General features: G+C 63.0%; 13 protein-coding genes. All 13 read right to left on the bottom strand.

What is annotated here, in order from left to right; all coding sequences use genetic code 11:
- Window positions 1-1,003: 1,003 nt before the first annotated feature.
- Window positions 1,004-1,750, bottom strand: a complete 747-nt coding sequence (locus PMO31116_RS08165) for an ABC transporter ATP-binding protein (protein WP_150566266.1) — start codon at window positions 1,748-1,750, stop codon at window positions 1,004-1,006.
- On the bottom strand, window positions 1,750-3,546 hold the full coding sequence (locus PMO31116_RS08160; protein ID WP_150566265.1) for a branched-chain amino acid ABC transporter ATP-binding protein/permease: 1,797 nt from the start codon (window positions 3,544-3,546) through the stop codon (window positions 1,750-1,752). Before PMO31116_RS08160 ends, PMO31116_RS08165 begins: the two co-directional genes overlap by 1 nt.
- Before the next feature lie 18 nt (window positions 3,547-3,564).
- Window positions 3,565-4,620 (bottom strand): branched-chain amino acid ABC transporter permease, encoded by a 1,056-nt coding sequence (locus PMO31116_RS08155; protein WP_150566264.1) that lies wholly within the window; start codon window positions 4,618-4,620, stop codon window positions 3,565-3,567.
- Window positions 4,621-4,895: 275 nt separating this feature from the next.
- Window positions 4,896-5,396: a homoprotocatechuate degradation operon regulator HpaR gene (gene hpaR, locus PMO31116_RS08150; RefSeq protein ID WP_150566263.1), complete on the bottom strand. Its 501-nt coding sequence runs from the start codon at window positions 5,394-5,396 to the stop codon at window positions 4,896-4,898.
- Window positions 5,397-5,637: 241 nt separating this feature from the next.
- Window positions 5,638-6,783 carry an ABC transporter substrate-binding protein gene (locus PMO31116_RS08145; protein ID WP_150566262.1) on the bottom strand — a complete coding sequence of 382 codons (1,146 nt, stop codon included), beginning with the start codon at window positions 6,781-6,783 and terminating at the stop codon, window positions 5,638-5,640.
- Window positions 6,784-7,023: 240 nt separating this feature from the next.
- Window positions 7,024-7,806: a sulfite exporter TauE/SafE family protein gene (locus PMO31116_RS08140; protein ID WP_150566261.1), complete on the bottom strand. Its 783-nt coding sequence runs from the start codon at window positions 7,804-7,806 to the stop codon at window positions 7,024-7,026.
- A gap of 552 nt (window positions 7,807-8,358) precedes the next feature.
- A complete protein-coding gene (locus PMO31116_RS08135) occupies window positions 8,359-9,357 on the bottom strand; it encodes a branched-chain amino acid ABC transporter permease (RefSeq protein WP_150566260.1) in 999 nt (332 codons plus the stop codon).
- Between the two features lie 10 nt (window positions 9,358-9,367).
- Entirely contained in the window at window positions 9,368-10,252 is an 885-nt protein-coding gene (locus PMO31116_RS08130) for a branched-chain amino acid ABC transporter permease (RefSeq protein ID WP_150566259.1), read from the bottom strand.
- Window positions 10,253-10,330: 78 nt separating this feature from the next.
- On the bottom strand, window positions 10,331-11,524 hold the full coding sequence (locus tag PMO31116_RS08125) for an ABC transporter substrate-binding protein (RefSeq protein ID WP_023872647.1): 1,194 nt from the start codon (window positions 11,522-11,524) through the stop codon (window positions 10,331-10,333).
- 76 nt (window positions 11,525-11,600) lie between these two features.
- Complete coding sequence (locus tag PMO31116_RS08120) at window positions 11,601-12,362, bottom strand: ABC transporter ATP-binding protein (RefSeq protein ID WP_150566258.1); 762 nt, start codon at window positions 12,360-12,362, stop codon at window positions 11,601-11,603.
- Window positions 12,363-12,370: 8 nt separating this feature from the next.
- Window positions 12,371-13,150 carry an ABC transporter ATP-binding protein gene (locus PMO31116_RS08115; protein WP_150566257.1) on the bottom strand — a complete coding sequence of 260 codons (780 nt, stop codon included), beginning with the start codon at window positions 13,148-13,150 and terminating at the stop codon, window positions 12,371-12,373.
- A 538-nt stretch (window positions 13,151-13,688) separates the two neighbouring features.
- Window positions 13,689-15,323, bottom strand: coding sequence for a GMC family oxidoreductase (locus PMO31116_RS08110; protein WP_150566256.1), 1,635 nt, complete (start codon window positions 15,321-15,323; stop codon window positions 13,689-13,691).
- 154 nt (window positions 15,324-15,477) lie between these two features.
- Window positions 15,478-16,986 (bottom strand): CoA-acylating methylmalonate-semialdehyde dehydrogenase, encoded by a 1,509-nt coding sequence (locus tag PMO31116_RS08105; RefSeq protein ID WP_425494771.1) that lies wholly within the window; start codon window positions 16,984-16,986, stop codon window positions 15,478-15,480.
- Between the last annotated feature and the right edge of the window lie 161 nt (window positions 16,987-17,147).

Raw genomic sequence — 17,147 nt, 5'->3', positions numbered from 1 at the left:
CCCGTCGTGAAACCAGAGACTGTTTCACGTGGAACGGCGTCCTCATGATGATCTCTCTCAATCCCTCGCCGTTCACATCTCCCCATCCCGCCTACCACCACTTCGCCCTCTCCCACCTCCGGGCCGCGAAGCTCACCGGCACCCCGACTACGCTCCACCTTAAAGTCGCTCCGTCAGGGCACCGGCAAGCTTCGCCAATCCAATGCCCGAGAACCCGTTGCGAAGCCGGAGACTGTTTCACGTGGAACGCGGTTTGGGCGAGCCTTAGGACCTCGGCCGCACCGGAGATGCTGCACACCGCCTCGGATCCGACGCTTGGCGTTGCCCACCGGGCTACGGGTATGAGGTTCTTTTTGAAGCTCAAGAATGCGCGAGCACGGTTGGGGCACGCTCCCGCCCTGAGGCCTTGGAGGCAAAGAGCACCGGAACGGAGCGAATGGGTTGCGGGCGTGGGATGGGTGGGGATTGGCGGTGCCCCGACGGAGCGACTTTGAGGTGGAGCGCAGTCGGGGTACCGCCAATCCCCACTGCCCGGAGGACGGCGAGCATGCCGCCGCTGGCGCAGGATAGGGTTTTAATAGAACGCAGGAGCTCGCGAAAAACCCCAAACCGAAACCCAAGCAACAAAACCGAAAGCGCGCCGGATCTGGAAGCGATTCGGACGTCTTATCCACATGCCGCCGTCGGTAGATGGTTCGACGTTCGAAAATCTGCTTTTCTGTGGATAACCTCAATCATGATCCGTCTGGGATTTTTCGAAAAATCGCGCAATCCCTTATTGCGGCAGTGCGCCATAGGTTTCGGTTAGCCACAACTATCCACAAGCAACTGTGAATAACTAGGATCGCTGCGACTTGGGAGAACGGCTTGGGCGCATTGGGAATAAATGGGGACGGATGATCCGACGGAACGAGGAAAATCCCAAATTTCGAAAATGAAAAAGCCCGCCAATCGGCGGGCTCTTTCGAAGATGGTGCGACCGGGTTCGGGCCGCGAGCGCGAATCAGGCCGCCTTCTTGGCCAACCCCAGGTAGGTTTCGATGACCTTGGGATTGCTCGCCAGCTCTTGGGCCGGGCCTTCGAGGGCCAGCTCACCGGTTTCGATCACGTACCCGTAGTCGGCCACCTGCAATGCGGCACGGGCATTCTGTTCGATGAGCAGCGTTGCCACGCCGGTCTTACGCAGGTCGTTGATGATGTGGAAGATTTCCTTCACGATCAGCGGCGCGAGGCCCAGGCTCGGCTCGTCGAGCATAAGCAGCTGCGGCTTGGCCATCAGCGCGCGGCCAACGGCGAGCATCTGGCGCTCGCCCCCGGACAGCGTGCCGGCCTGCTGCACGCGACGCTCCTTCAGGCGCGGGAACAGCTCGTAGACCACTTCCATCTGGTCGAGGAAGTTCTTCTCCCCCGCCCGCTTGCGACGATATGCGCCCAGCAGCAGATTGTCCTCGACGGTCATGGTGGAAAACAGTTCGCGCTTTTCCGGCACGAGACACATGCCACGCGACACGCGCGCCTCGATGGTCAGCGCCGACATTTCGTGGCCGAGATACATGACGCTTCCCTTGCTCGACCCGTTGTGCGGCAGCGCTCCCATGATGGCGTTGAGCATCGACGACTTGCCCGCGCCATTCGGCCCGATCACGGTGACGATTTGCCCCGCCTGCACGCGCAGATGCGCCCCATGCACCGCCTCGACTTTGCCGTATGCGACGGCGAGGTCCTTGACCTCAAGAATCGCGTCTGCCATCACTCCACTCCTCCAAGGTACGCCTCTAGCACCGCCGGGTTCTTCTGCACGTCTTCCGGCAGACCCTCGGCGATCTTGGTGCCGAATTCCATCACCACCAAATGGTCGGTCAGGTTCATCACGAAGTCCATGTCGTGCTCCACCAGCAGCACGCTCATCCCCTCGTCCTTGAGCTTCTTGAGCAGGTCGCCCAGCGCCTGCTTTTCTTTGTAGCGCAAGCCCGCGGCCGGCTCGTCGAGCAGCAGCAGCGTCGGGTCGCACGCCAGCGCACGCGCGATTTCCAGAATGCGCTGCTGACCCAGCGCCAGACTGCCCGCCTCGTCGTACATGTGCGCGCCCAGACCCACCCGCTCGATCTGTTGCTTCGCCTCATGCAGCAGCATGGCCTCTTCACGGCGATCCAGTCGCAGCACGCTCGACCACACCCCGCCCTGCGGACGGCGACGCAGTCCGTTCCCATCGCGCAGGTACGCGCCGATGGCCACGTTCTCGAGCACGCTCATCTGCGGCATCAGGCGCACGTGCTGGAACGTTCGGCCGATCCCGCGCTTGACGATCTCGCGCGAAGGCAGACGATCGATGCGCTCGCCAAGGAACGAGATCTCGCCTCGCGTGGCTTGCAACACGCCAGTGACCAGGTTGAAGGTCGTGGACTTGCCCGCACCGTTCGGACCGATCAGGCCCACGATCTCGCCCGCCTTGACCTGGAACGACACGTCGTTCACGGCAACCAATCCGCCGAATTCCTTGCGTGCCTTCTCGAGCTTGAGCACCACTTCGCCCACCGCCGGCTTGGCGCGGTGGCCCAGCGGCTCGGCCTGTTCGGGCGCCTTCGCCACGCGTCGCGCCGGGAAGATCTTGCCGAAGAACGGCCACACGCCATCACGCGCGTATTGCAGCAGCAACACGAGCAGAATGCCGAAGACGATGGTCTCGAAGTTGCCGTTCGCCCCCAGCAGCACCGGCAGGATGTTCTGCAGGTAGTCCTTGAGCACTGTCAGGATCGCCGCACCCAGCACCGCACCCCACACGTGCGAGACGCCACCGACGACGGCCATGAACAGGTATTCGATGCCGTGGTTCAGGTTGAACGGGGTCGGGTTCACGGCGCGCTGCAGGTGCGCGTACAACCAGCCGGAGATCGCCGCGAGCACGGCCGCGTAGACGAACACCACGACTTTCATCCACGCGGTGTTCACGCCCATGGCCTCGGCCATCACGCCGCCGCCCTTGAGCGCGCGAATGGCGCGCCCGGAGCGCGAATCGAGCAAATTCTTGACCGACACGACCGCGAGCACGACCACGACCCAGATCAGGTAGAACATCTGGCGACCGCTCGCCAATTCCATACCGAAAAGGTTGATGGTCGGAATGTCGTTCAGGCCGTCGTATTTGCCCAGGAACTCGAGGTTGCCGAACAGGTAGTACAGCGACAGGCCCCACGCGATCGTGCCCAGCGGCAGGAAGTGCCCGGACAGTCGCATGGTGATGGCACCGATGACGAGCGCGGCAGCCGCGGTGATCACGATTCCAACGATCAGCCCAAGCCACGGGGACGCCCCATATGCGGTCGTCAGGTAGGCCGTGGCATACGCCCCGAGCCCGACGAACGCAGCCTGGCCGAACGATGTCATGCCGGCCACGCCCGTGAGCAGCACCAGCCCGATGGCCACGATGCTGTACAGGCCGATGTAGTTGAGCAGCGTCACCCAGTATTCGGGCAAGCGCACGGGAGCCGGCAGTACCGGCAACACGGCCAGCACCACCAGGAAAATCAGGAAGTATTTGTTTTTCATTCTGTGGTCCGCCCCGGCTTATTCCTCGTCTTCTTCCACGTGCTTGCTCGTGAGCGACAGCCACAGCAGCACCGGAAGGATCAGCGTGAAGACGATGACCTCTTTGTACGCACTCGCCCAGAACGACGAGTACGACTCCAGCAGGCCCACCAGAATGGCGCCCAGCGCCGCGACCGGGTAACTCACCAGACCGCCGATGATCGCGCCCACGAAGCCCTTCAGGCCGATCAGGAAGCCCGATTCGTAATAGATGGTCGTGATCGGCGCGATCAGAATGCCGCACAGCACGCCGAGCACCGCAGCCAATGTGAACGCCAGACGCCCCGCCTGCACGGTACCGATACCGACCAGCCGTGCACCAAGACGGTTGACCGCCGTCGCTCGCAACGCCTTGCCCGAAAGCGAACGGTCAAAGTAGAAGTACAGCGCCAGGATCATCACGACCGACACGCCCACCACCCACAGGCTCTGCCCCGACACCATCACCGAACCGATGTTGAAGCTCGCGTCGGAAAACGCCTGCGTGCGCGAACCCTCAGCCCCGAACATCACCAGGCCCAGACCCGTGAGCGCGAAGTGCACGCCGACCGAGACGATGAGCAGCAACAGCGTGCTGGCTTCGGCCAGCGGCTGGTAGGCCAGACGATAGAGCATCGGCCCCATCGGCACGACCAGCAGCAGCGTGACCGCAATCTGCACGAGCATCGGCAGCGTCATCGGCGCCAGCGCCTTGACGACGAAGAACACGGCGATCGGAAACAGGAGATATTTGCCCGCAAACACCGGCACCAGCCGCCCGGCCAGCTTGCGCCGCTCGCTGTGACGCAACACGCTCACCGTCTCCACGATGAACGTGCATACGCCCATCGCCACGAGCAACCAGCTCGTGAGCGGAAACTTCTGGGTTTGCAGTGCCGCCAGCGTGAGCGCGCCATACGACACGAACTCGCCCTGCGGAATGAAGATGACGCGGGTGACGGAGAACACCAACACGAGCGCCAATGCCAGCAAGGCATAAATCGCACCCGTGGTGATGCCGTCCTGCGCCAGGATGGCTGCAATCGAAAGATCCATGCTCCTCTCACTTCGTTTGAGTACTTCTTGAACCGGCCGGCGAGACAGCCGGTGTGATGCACGGCGCGGCGCGCTGCCGCACCGTTCCCCTTCACTTCGTCACCCGCGCAACGTCCCCGTGCGGCAATGCAACGAATTATGAATTGTATAAACGGTTATGCATTGGTAAAACTCGGGTGACTACTGAGGCGGCGACATTTGTCTCGTGGCGACCCACCTGGCCGCCGTTTGTCCCACCCTCGCACGTAGTCTCCCATTTTGATGCCCCACGCCTCTCAGGCCGCCGGCTTCTTGCGTCGGCGCGCCTTGGCCGGCAGCGTCGGCGCTTCGGCCAGGACTTCCGGTGGAAGCGCTTCGCGCACCACGTCGAGCAACCGGTAGATGTCGGCAAGCGTGTCCCGCCCGACCTTGTCTTCCAGATAGCGATAGCGCTCTTCGACCAGCGGGCCGAGTTTCTTGCACAGCGCGCGGCTCGACGGCGTGAGCGACACCATGACCCGACGCTGATCCGCGGCAACGCGCCGTCGCATGATGAGGCCCGATGCCTCCATGCGCTCGAGCATGCCCGACAGGCTGGGACTGAGAATGCAGCACTCGCGCGCGACCTGTCCGATTTCCATTTCCCCGGATTCGCTATCGTTGACGGCGCGTATGACACGCCACTGTTGCTCCGTGATGTCGTAACAATTGAGCAGAGGCCGGAACAGCCCCATCACCGCTTCACGTGTCTGTAGCAGTACCAGCGATAGGTTGCGGTGTTCGAATTCACCCGTCATGGATTTACGCTCGAAAGGATCGCCCGGTCAGCCCCCCGGCTGCGGCGATCAGGTTGGGACAATGCGGCCTCTCATGTGCCGCTCGTTTCGCATGTCCTGCCGTCTCTTTGCGATGCGCGAAACTACCACGCTCAAGAAAAACGGGCGCGAACGCCCGTTCTTCCGGCCCGGGCGGTCAATCCGGGCCCTGCAGATACGACAACGGGGCATGCCTGCGTGCTATAGGCAGCCCCGACGCGCATCAGTTCGCCAATTTCCACTTGCCGTTGACGATTTGCACCATGACGCGCGAGCGCTGATCAAGACCATTGTGGTCGTTCTTGCTCATGTTGAAGATACCGGCGGTGCCCGGCATGTCCTTCACGTTTTCCAGCGCCTCGCGCAGGGCGGCGCGGAATTCGGGCGTGCCCGGCTTGGCCTTCTTCAGCGCAACCGGGATGGCCGATTGCAGCAACAGGCCGCCGTCCCAGGCGTGACCGCCGAAGGTCGAGATCGAACCGGCGCCATAGGCCTTTTCATACGCGACCTTGTACGCGGAAGCCGACTTCTTCACCGGATTGTCGTTGGGCAGTTGGTCGACCACGAGCAACGGACCAGCCGGCAGGAACGTACCTTCGCAGTCCTTGCCGCAAACGCGCAGGAAGTCGTTGTTGGCCACACCGTGCGTCTGGTACATCTTGCCCTTGTAGCCGCGCTCCTTGAGCGTGCGCTGCGGCAATGCCGACGGCGTGCCCGAACCGGCCACGAGCACGGCGTCCGGGTTCGCGCTCATGATCTTGAGCACCTGCCCCGTCACCGACGTATCGGCACGGTTGAAGCGCTCGTTGGCCACGATCTTGACCTTGTTCAGATCCGCGGCCTTCTGGAATTCCTTGTACCAGCCTTCACCGTAGGCATCGGAGAAGCCGATGAACGCGGCCGTCTTCACTCCGTTGTCGGCCATGTGCTTGGCAATGGCGGTGGCCATCAGAATGTCGTTCTGCGGGGTCTTGAACGCCCACGCACGCTTCGCATCGACCGGCTCGACGATCGCCGCGCCCGCCGCCATCGAGATCATCGGGGTTTGCGTCTCGGCCGCCACGTCGACCATCGCCAGCGAGTTCGGCGTCACGGTCGAACCGAGCACGGCGTCGACGTGATCTTCGCTGATCAGCTTGCGCATGTTCTTCACGGCAGTCGTGGTGTCGGTCGCGTCGTCGAGCACGATGTACTGCACGGACTGGCCGGCAATCGTCTTCGGCATGAGCGAGATGGTGTTCTTCTCGGGAATGCCCAGCGAAGCCGCCGGACCGGTCGCCGACAGCGACACGCCAATCTTCACCTGGGCGTTCGCAACGCCCACAGCCAGCATCATCGCCGATGCCATGCACAGCAACTTCAGTTTCATTTGGGTCTCCTCACAAAAATTTCGAATTCGTTCTTCTGCCGCTATTCTGCCGCTTCTCTCTGCTCTTTCGCCTTCACCGCGTCGGCCTTCATCACCGCATCCGCGCCATTAACCGACCGAGCAGTCGGCAAATCGTCGCCCATCTTACGGGCACCTGCGTCGTTTCGTAAAGTGCGGTTTCCCCACATGTCGCATCGGGCACAGCACCGCGCGCCGCACCCGGGCATCCGCCGGACACCGTCAGGCGCGCAAAAAGGCGTCGTAGCCGGTCTTCACGATCAGCACGGCGAGCACGCACAGGAACATTCGCCGCACGAAGCCCACGCCATGCTTGAGCGCGAGCCGACTGCCCACCAGGCTGCCCAGCACGTTCATGACCGCCATGCCGGCACCCACCTGCCACCACACGTGCCCACCCATGCCGAACAGCCACAGCGCGGCCAGGTTGGTCGCCACGTTCACGATCTTCGACGACGCCGATGCATTGACGAAATCCTGCCCGAACAGGCGTACGAACAGGAATACGAGGAAGCTGCCGGTGCCAGGGCCGAAGAAACCGTCGTAGAAGCCGATGGCGCCGCCCACGGCGATCGCCATGAGGGTGACCCCTGCCCCACCCCTCACAGGGGCGTGAACCGTCCCGAAATCCTTCTTGCGCAGCGTGTACACCGCCACCCCCACGAGTACGAACGGCAGCAGCTTGCGCAGCACGTCGGCAGGCATGTGGGTAACGGCATACGCGCCGCAGAATGAGAAGACGAAGGCGGCGAGCGTGGCGGGCACCAGTATCGCCCACTGCAGTTGCACGCCCCGGGCGTAGCGCAGCGCTGCCGAGGCCGTTCCCCAGATGCCCGCCATCTTGTTGGTGCCGAACAGCACGGGCGGCGCGGCGCCCGGAAAGACGGCAAAGAGCGTGGGCACGGAGATCAGTCCCCCGCCCCCAACCACGGCGTCGACAAGCCCGGCAAGAAACGCCCCACCCGCGAGCATCAGCAATTCGCTCGGCGCCCAACTGACTAACATACATTCCCCATACATGCCCGACCGTCACAGGCCAATGGCCGGACGAAAACGCTGAGGATAGCGCCTTTAGTCCGCGTTGCGCGTAGTTAGGGGACGCAATTCTCGCAATATGGTGCGAGACCGATGGAAAGACGACGAAAAACCGGGGGACGCGGCCAAAACAACGGCCCGCCGAGGTGAAAAGGCGATGACGGGTGAACAGAATGATCGGGGAGGTTATGCACCACGCGCGGGAAATGGCTGTCGTAACGCGCGCCGGCGGGCGTGAGGCGCCCGCGGCGCCAAAAGCGAAACCAAAATATAAAAAGCGCTGTTGGAGTCTTCTCCAACAGCGCTTTCTTTTTTGGCGGTGCGCGTTCTCGCGCTTATTGTCTCCTCGTTCCTCGCCCCTATATCCTGCCGTGACGCGAATTGAGAGAGAGAATAAAGGAGCACCCGATGCACCACAAGTCAGCATTTACCCCTACGAATTAGGTTCTTTCCGACATACGTGCGCCAGGGTGATGATCGGACGCCCCAGTGCGGTGCGCCCGCCCCCTGCCGCACCGGACTTCAGGACGACTGCGACAGTGTCCGGAAGAACCGGCTTCGGGCCACCAGTTCGCCCACCAGACCACGGCGGAACGACAGCACGCAGATGATGAAGATGGCGCCGATGACGATGGTCACTGACTCGCCCAGCGTCTGGAACCACGCCACGCCGGTTGCCGTCGCCAGCCAGTCGCCGATATCGCCCAGCTTGTTTTCCAGCACGATGATGACGACGGCGCCCACTACCGGTCCGAGCATCGTGCCGAGACCGCCCACGAGCGTCATCAGAATCACCATGCCCGACATGGTCCAGTGCACGTCGGTGAGCGTCTCGAAGCCCAGCACCACCGTTTTCGTGGATCCGGCCAGCGCCGCGAGCGTGGCCGACAACACGAACGCCAGCAACTTGAAGCGATCGACGTCGTAGCCGAGCGAGATCGCGCGCGGCTCGTTTTCCTTGATCGCCTTGAGCACCTGGCCGAACGGCGAGTGCACGATACGCATGATGAACAGGAAGCCCAGCGCGCAGATTGCCAGCACCACGTAGTACAGGGTCAGGTCAGAGTCGAGCGGAAGCACGCCGAAGAGGTTTCCTCGCGGCACACCCTGCAAGCCGTCCTCCCCACCGGTGAACGGCGCCTGCAGGCACAGGAAGTAGAGCATCTGCGCGAGTGCCAGCGTGATCATCGCGAAGTAGATGCCCTGGCGCCGGATCGCCAGCAGGCCGATCACGAGCCCCAGCGCAGCACCCGCGATCACGCCGGCGAGAATGCCGACTTCCGGCGTGAACCCGAGATTGCGAATCGCGTAGCCGGTCACGTAGCCCGCACTGCCGAAGAACGCCGCATGACCGAACGACAGCAGCCCCGTGAATCCGAGCAGCAGATTGAACGCGCAGGCGAACAGTGCGAAGCAAAGCACCTTCATGATGAAGACCGGATAGGCACCCGCGAAGGGCGCCGCGATCAGCGCGAGCAGCAAAAGCGAATAAAGCGCCCGTTGTTGCGTCTGTTGTTGCATGTTCCGCCCCTTACTTTTGTTTGCCGAACAGCCCAGCCGGGCGCAACAGCAACACGATCACCATGATGACGAACACCACGGTCGCAGATGCTTCCGGGTAGAACACCTTGGTAAAGCCTTCGATCACGCCAAGCATCAGACCGGTGATGATCGAGCCCATGATCGAGCCCATGCCGCCGATCACCACCACCGCGAACACGGTGATGATCATCGACTGCCCCATGAGCGGCGAGATCTGGATGACGGGCGCGGCGAGCACGCCGGCGAACGCGGCGAGCGCGACACCGAAACCGTACGTGAGCGTGATCATGAGCGGCACGTTCACACCGAACGCTTCCACGAGCTTCGGGTTCTCGGTACCCGCGCGCAGGTAGGCGCCGATCTTCGTCTTCTCGATGACGAACCAGGTGGCGAAACACACGATCAGCGACGCCACCACCACCCAGGCGCGATAGTTCGGCATGAACATGAAGCCGAGGTTGGTTGCACCGGAGAGCATGTCGGGCGCATCGAACGGCTGCCCGGACACGCCGTAGATCGAACGAAACACACCTTCGAGCACGAGCGTGATGCCGAACGTCAGCAGCAGGCCGTAGAGGTGATCGAGCTTGTAGATCCAGCGCAACATGGTGCGCTCGATCACGATGCCGATGATGCCCACCACCACGGGGGCGAGGATCAGCATGACCCAGTAATTGAGGCCGAGATAATTGCCGCCCATCCAGGCGAGCATGGCACCCAGCATGAACAACGCGCCGTGCGCGAAGTTGATCACGTTGAGCAGACCGAAAATCACCGCCAGGCCGAGGCTCAGCATGGCGTAGAACGAGCCATTCACCAGTCCCAGCAGCAGTTGGCTCAACAGCGCCGGCAGGGGGATGCCTAGTAATTCCATCGAAATCGATTCTCTGGGAGAAGGGTCGCGACGGGACACACGTCCCGCCGCTTTCAACGCATCGCGTTCAGACTGCGCTTACTTGAGCTTGCAGGTCGACTCGGCTTCCGTCGTGAACGCCTTCTCGCCCGGGATCGTGGCGACGACCTTGTAGTAATCCCACGGTGCCTTCGACTCCTTCTTCGACTTGACCTGCATCAGGTACATGTCGTGAATCATCGTGCCGTCCTTGCGGATGTAGCCCTTGCTGAACATGTCGTCGATCTTGATCTTGTGGAGCTGATCCATGACCTTGTCGGCATCGGTGGTACCGGCAGCCTGCACCGCCTTGAGGTACGTCATCGTGGCGGAGTAGTCGCCCGCCTGGAGGCTCGACGGCATCTTCTTCATCTTCTCGAAGTAGCGCTTGGAGAAGGCGCGTGTCTTGTCGTCCTTGTCCCAGTACCAGCTGTCGGTCAGGTACATGCCTTCGGTGTTGTCCAGCCCCAGCGAGTGGATGTCGTTGATGAACACAAGCAGACCGGCGATCTGCATCTTCTTCGTGATGCCGAATTCCTTCGCGGCCTTGATGGCGTTGATCGTATCGCCGCCGGCGTTGGCCAGGCCGAGCACCTGCGCGCCCGACGACTGCGCCTGAAGCAGATACGACGAGAAGTCCGACGCCGAGAGCGGATGACGCACGTCGCCCTTGACCGTGCCGCCGTTGGCCTTGACCACGTCGGCCGTGGCCTTCTCGAGCGCGTGACCGAACGCATAGTCCGCCGTCAGGAAGAACCACGATTTGCCGCCCGCCTTCACCACGGCCGAGCCGGTGCCGCGTGCGAGTGCCACGGTGTCGTAGGCGTAGTGCACGCCGTACGGCTGACACTGATCGTTGGTGAGGGCGTCGGTGCCGGCGCCCACATTGATGTAGACCTTCTTCTTCTCGGCCGAGACCTTGTTCATCGCAAGGCCGGTACCCGAATTGGTGCCGCCGATGAGCATGTCGACACCGCCGCGGTCGAACCATTCGCGGGCCTTCGACGCCGCGACGTCCGCCTTGTTCTGGTGGTCGGCCGTGACCAGTTCGATCGGCTTGCCGAGCACCTTGCCGCCAAAGTCGGCGATGGCCATCTTGATGGCTTCCGCGCCGCCAGGGCCATCAATGTCGGTGTACAGGCCCGACATGTCGGTAATGAAACCGATCTTCACCGTATTGCCATCGGCGTGGGCTTGCGAGGCCATTGCCGCAAAACCGAACGCAGCCGCAACGGCCAACGCCTTCATCCGCATCGTCATCTTCGTCTCCTTCGTGGATTTGATCGCCTGGGTCCATCGCCCGGCACGCTCGCGCGCCGGGTAGCTCACCTCATACGCCCAACAACTCGTGCAGCACCGGCATCTTCGTTTCCAGCTCCGGAGCGCCGAAGCGCTCCACGATCTTGCCGTGCTCCATCACGTAGAAGCGATCGGCCAGCGGAGCCGCAAAACGGAAATTCTGTTCCACCATCACGATGGTGTAGCCCCTCGACTTGAGCGTGGTGATCATGCGTGCGAGTGTCTGCACGATCACCGGCGCGAGGCCCTCCGAGATCTCGTCGAGCAGCAGCAGGTTCGCGCCGGTGCGCAGGATGCGCGCCACGGCCAGCATCTGCTGCTCGCCGCCCGACAGTCGCGTGCCCTGACTGTGGCGTCGCTCCCTGAGGTTCGGAAACATGTCATAAATCTCTTCGAGCGACATGCCGCGCCCGCCGTCTTCGCGACGATTGCCGCGCATGCCGATGTACGGCGGCAGCAGCAGGTTTTCCTCGCACGACAGGCTCGCGAAGATGCCGCGCTCTTCCGGGCAGTAGCCCACGCCGTGGTGGGCGACCTTGTATGTGGGCAGATGAATCGTCTCTTCACCGGCGATGCGGATCGATCCCTGACGATTGCCTGTGAGGCCCATGATCGCGCGCAGCGTGGTGGTGCGCCCTGCGCCGTTGCGGCCAAGCAGGGTGACGACTTCGCCACGGCCCACCGTGAGGTCCACGCCATGGAGGATGTGCGATTCCCCGTACCAGGCTTGCAGCCCTTCGACTTCCAGCGCCGGGACGCTCGCCCCGCCGCTACCGTTGCCATTACCGTACATAGACGTCCTCACCCGTGAGCCCCCTGCAATTCGCCATCCGCGGTGCCCATGTAGGCCTCCATCACCTGCGGATTCTTCGAGACTTCGTGATACGGCCCTTCGGCGAGCACCTCGCCGCGCTGAAGTACGGTGATGGTGTCGGAGATCCCCGCGATCACGTTCATGTTGTGCTCGACCATCAGGATCGTGCGTCCCGCCGAGACCTTCTTGATCAGCGCGGTCACGCGATCGACGTCTTCATGCCCCATGCCTTGCGTGGGCTCGTCGAGCAGCATTAGTTCGGGCTCCATAGCAAGCGTGGTCGCGATTTCGAGGGCACGCTTGCGGCCGTAGGGCAGTTCCACGGTCAGGGTATGGGCGAATTCGGTGAGGCCGACTTCAGCGAGCAGCGCCATCGCGCGCTCGTCGAGCTGTCGCAGCGTGCGGCTGCTGCACCAGAAGTGAAAGGCGGTGCCGAGATTGCGTTGCAGGCCGATGCGCACGTTCTCGAGCACGGTGAGGTGCGGGAAGACGGCGGAGATCTGAAACGAGCGAATGATGCCGCGTCGGGCGATTTGCGCAGGTGCCTCGCGGGTGATGTCTTCACCGTTGAAAGTGATGCTGCCCGCGCTGGGCACGAGGAATTTCGTGAGCAGGTTGAAGCAGGTGGTCTTCCCGGCGCCGTTCGGCCCGATGAGTGCGTGAATGGTGCCGCGCGCGACGCGCAGGTCGACCCCGTTCACGGCGGTGAAGCCGCGAAACTCTTTCGTGAGCCCGCGGGTTTCGAGAATGTAATCGTTGTTCGCCATGTCTCCTGCCACATTCCTGGTTGGCGGTGCGAGGCATGAGTGGGGCCCCGGCACCATCGTCTGTGACAACCGCAAGGCAGGCAGATGACGCGATGTTGTTGCGTCGTCGGCGAGGTGCCCCGCGTCCCGTATGCGGCGTCGAATTCTTGGTTCGTTCGCACATAGGGAATCGTTATTGTGTGTGGTTTGCTGCAACGCGATCATTGGGATTTGCACTAAGCTTCACCCCCTCCGAAACGCGCATGTTCACACGCGTTCAAGAACGTTCTGCCACATGCCGGCGGCATGCGCAAAGCCCTTATGGCACAAGGCTTTTGCGGCACACGCAAAAGCGCGCGCCACCGCGTGTGCCGCCCGCGCAAGCGGGTGCACGCGCGCTGCATTAGGTATTACTACGTAAGATTTGGGCGATTGTCCGGAAATCCGGAATCGCAACGAGACTCGCGAACATCGGGCTTTTCGTCAGACAAGGGCACCACGGTAAGCGCCGACACCGATGCCATCACCCTGCTCACCGGTGTACCGATCGATTGCGCGCTTACCGCCCGGCTTTGCGAGCGGCGCGGATCATGTCGCTCGCCCGCTCGGCGATCATGATCGTCGGCGAGTTCGTATTGCCGGACGTGATCACCGGCATCACCGACGCATCGACCACGCGCAGGTTCTGTACACCACGCACGCGCAGCGCCGCGTCCACGACCGCATCAGGGTCGTCGGCGCGACCCATGCGGCAGGTGCCCACCGGATGGAAGATCGTCGTGCCGATATCTCCCGCCGCACGCATCAGCGCCTCGTCGCTCTGGAATGACGGCCCCGGGAGATACTCGCGCGGTTCGTAGCGCGCGAACGCCGGCGCGCCCACGATGCGACGCGTGAGCTTGATCGCGTCTGCCGCCACGCGCAGATCCGCTTCCGTCGACAGATAGCGCGGCGCGATGCTCGGCGCGACGCGCGCATCCGGCGAAGCAAGATGCACATGCCCGCGCGACGTCGGCCGGAGATTGCACACCGATGCCGTAAACGCGTTGAACGTGTGCAGCGGATCGCCGAACTTGTCCAGCGACAACGGTTGCACGTGATATTCGAGATCGGGACGCGCCACGTCTTCGCGACTGCGCGCGAACGCCCCCATCTGCGACGGCGCCATGCTCATCGGCCCGCGCTGCGCGAACGCGTATTGCATGCCGATCTTCAATTTGCCGAAAAGACTGTTGGCCGTGAGGTTCAGCGTCGTCACGCCGCGCAGCTTGTATACCGTGCGCAACTGCAGGTGATCCTGCAGGTTCTCGCCCACACCGGGCAAATGCGACACCACGTCGATGCCGAATCCGCGCAACCGCTCGCCGTCACCAATGCCCGAGACTTCCAGCAGGTGCGGAGAATTGACCGCCCCCGCCGCCAGAATCACTTCGGCGCGCGCGAGCGCCGTGAAATCCTCGTTGCCGCCGCGATACGCGACCCCGGTGCAACGCGTGCCCTCGAACAGCAGTCGACTCACGCTCGCCCCGGTCATCACAGTGAGATTCGGGCGCTGCATCGCCGGGCGCAGAAACCCTTTCGCGGCACTCCAGCGCACGCCGCGTCGCTGATTCACTTCGAAGTAGCCAATACCGAAGTTGTCGCCCCGGTTGAAGTCGTCCGTCTTCGGAATGCCGATCTGCTCGGCGGCGTCGGCGAACGAATCGAGCACGCGCCACGACAGCCGTTGCTTCTCGACACGCCACTCGCCCCCGCTACCGTGAAACTCGCTGCCGCCCTTGTAGTGATCCTCGCTGCGCTTGAACAGCGGCAGCACATTGTCCCAGCGCCAGCCGTCATCGCCAGTGGCTTCGGCCCACACGTCATAGTCTTCGCGCTGCCCCCGCATGTAGATCATGCCGTTGATCGACGAGCTGCCGCCCAGCACCCGCCCTCGCGGATACGCGAGCGAGCGGCCGTTGAGACCGTCTTCGGCCTGCGTGCGATACAGCCAGTCGGTGCGCGGGTTGCCGATGCAGTAGAGATAGCCGACGGGGATGTGAATCCAGTGATAATCGTCCTTGCCGCCAGCCTCGAGCACCAGCACGTTGACGTCGGGGTCCTGCGTGAGACGATTGGCCAACACACAACCGGCCGATCCGGCGCCCACGATGATGTAATCGAAGCTTTCCTGCTTCGGGGCCTGCTTGCTCATTCCCGCATGTCTCCGTCGATGGCGTGGCACTCGCCAGGGTGCGGTGCCGGCACTGGTGCGGCACCCGAGTGAGGTGGACTGCCGCCACCCGCACCAGGTTCACTTTTGTCGTTCTGTTCGCATCGAATCGTCGATCCGGCGTTACCCGGCCGCCCTACTTCGCCACGGGCATGGTGAATTCCGCGCCCTTGCCGATGCTGTCGGGCCAACGTTGCATCACACTCTTGAAGCGCGTGTAGAAACGAATGCCCTCTTCACCATAGGCGTGGTGGTCGCCAAACAGCGAACGCTTCCATCCGCCAAACGACTGCCAGGCCATCGGCACGGGAATCGGCACGTTGATCCCCACCATGCCAACCTTCACCTGACGCGAGAACGCGCGCGCCACGCCGCCGTCGCTGGTGAAACACGAGACGCCGTTGCCGAACTCGTGCGCATTGACGAGCGCAATGGCAGCCGCCAGATCGGGTACGCGCACCACCGCCAGCACCGGCCCGAAAATCTCCTCGCGATAGATCGTCATCTCGGGCGTGACATGATCGAAGAGCGTCCCGCCGAGGAAGAATCCCTGTTCGTGCCCCGGCACCGTCAACCCTCGCCCGTCGACCAGCAGCGTGGCGCCCGCGCTCACGCCATCGGCAATGTAGCCCTCGATCTTCGCCTTGTGGACCCCGGTGACGACCGGCCCCATTTCCGACGCATCGTCCACGCCCGGTCCAACGCGCAGCGCCTTCACGCGCGGCACCAGCGCGTCGACGAGACGATCCGCGACCTGACCCACCGCCACCGCGACCGAGATCGCCATGCAACGCTCGCCAGCCGATCCGTAGGCCGCACCGATCAGCGCATCGACTGCCTGATCGAGATCCGCGTCGGGCATGACCACGAGATGATTCTTCGCCCCGCCCAACGCCTGCACCCGCTTGCCGCGACGCGTGCCTTCGCTGTAGATGTACTCCGCAATCGGCGTGGAGCCAACGAACGACAGCGCTTCCACATCCGGGTGCGCGATGAGTGCATCGACCGCCACCTTGTCGCCCTGCACCACGTTGAACACCCCATCGGGCAGCCCGGCTTCGCGCAGCAGATCGGCGATCAGCAGACTGGCAGAAGGATCGCGCTCGGACGGCTTGAGCACGAACGTGTTGCCGCACGCTAGCGCGATCGGAAACATCCACATCGGCACCATCACCGGGAAGTTGAACGGCGTGATCCCCGCGCACACCCCGACCGGCTGGCGCAAATGCCAGTTATCGATCCCTCCGCCGATGTTGTCGCTGTGCTTGCCCATGAGCAGACTCGGCGCCCCGCACGCATACTCGACCACCTCGATGCCGCGGGTGACTTCGCCGCGCGCATCGGAGAACACCTTGCCGTGTTCGCGCGTAATGATGCGTGCCAGCTCGTCCTGATGCTCGTCGAGCAGCGCCTTGAACTTGAAGAGCACCCGCGCGCGCTTGAGCGGCGCCGTCTCCGACCACGCGGGCAAAGCAGCCTTGGCGGCAGCGACCGCGGCGTTGACGTCGCTCGCGCCGGCCAGCGCCACGCGCGCACTCACACGACCTTCGGCGGGATTGAAGACGTCGGCGAAGCGCTCGCCGTCGCCGGCCACGCGCTGGCCACCGATGAAGTGCTGCACCGTCGCAATATCAGCGTTGCTCATGTTCATTTCCCTCGGAATCCGGCGAGCGTCCTGCGCTCGCCCATTCGATTGCCCAGACGCCTGCCCCACGGTATACGCCACAATAGGCCAAGCGTACTGCCGCCGATTCACGCAATCCAATGAGAAATTATCAAAAGCAATATAAGATTCTCTTATATTGC

The organism is Pandoraea morbifera (assembly GCF_902459575.1).
Taxonomy (GTDB): domain Bacteria; phylum Pseudomonadota; class Gammaproteobacteria; order Burkholderiales; family Burkholderiaceae; genus Pandoraea; species Pandoraea morbifera.
The sequence above is the reverse complement of the archived record's forward strand: the minus strand, read 5'-3'. Positions and strand labels throughout refer to the sequence as shown.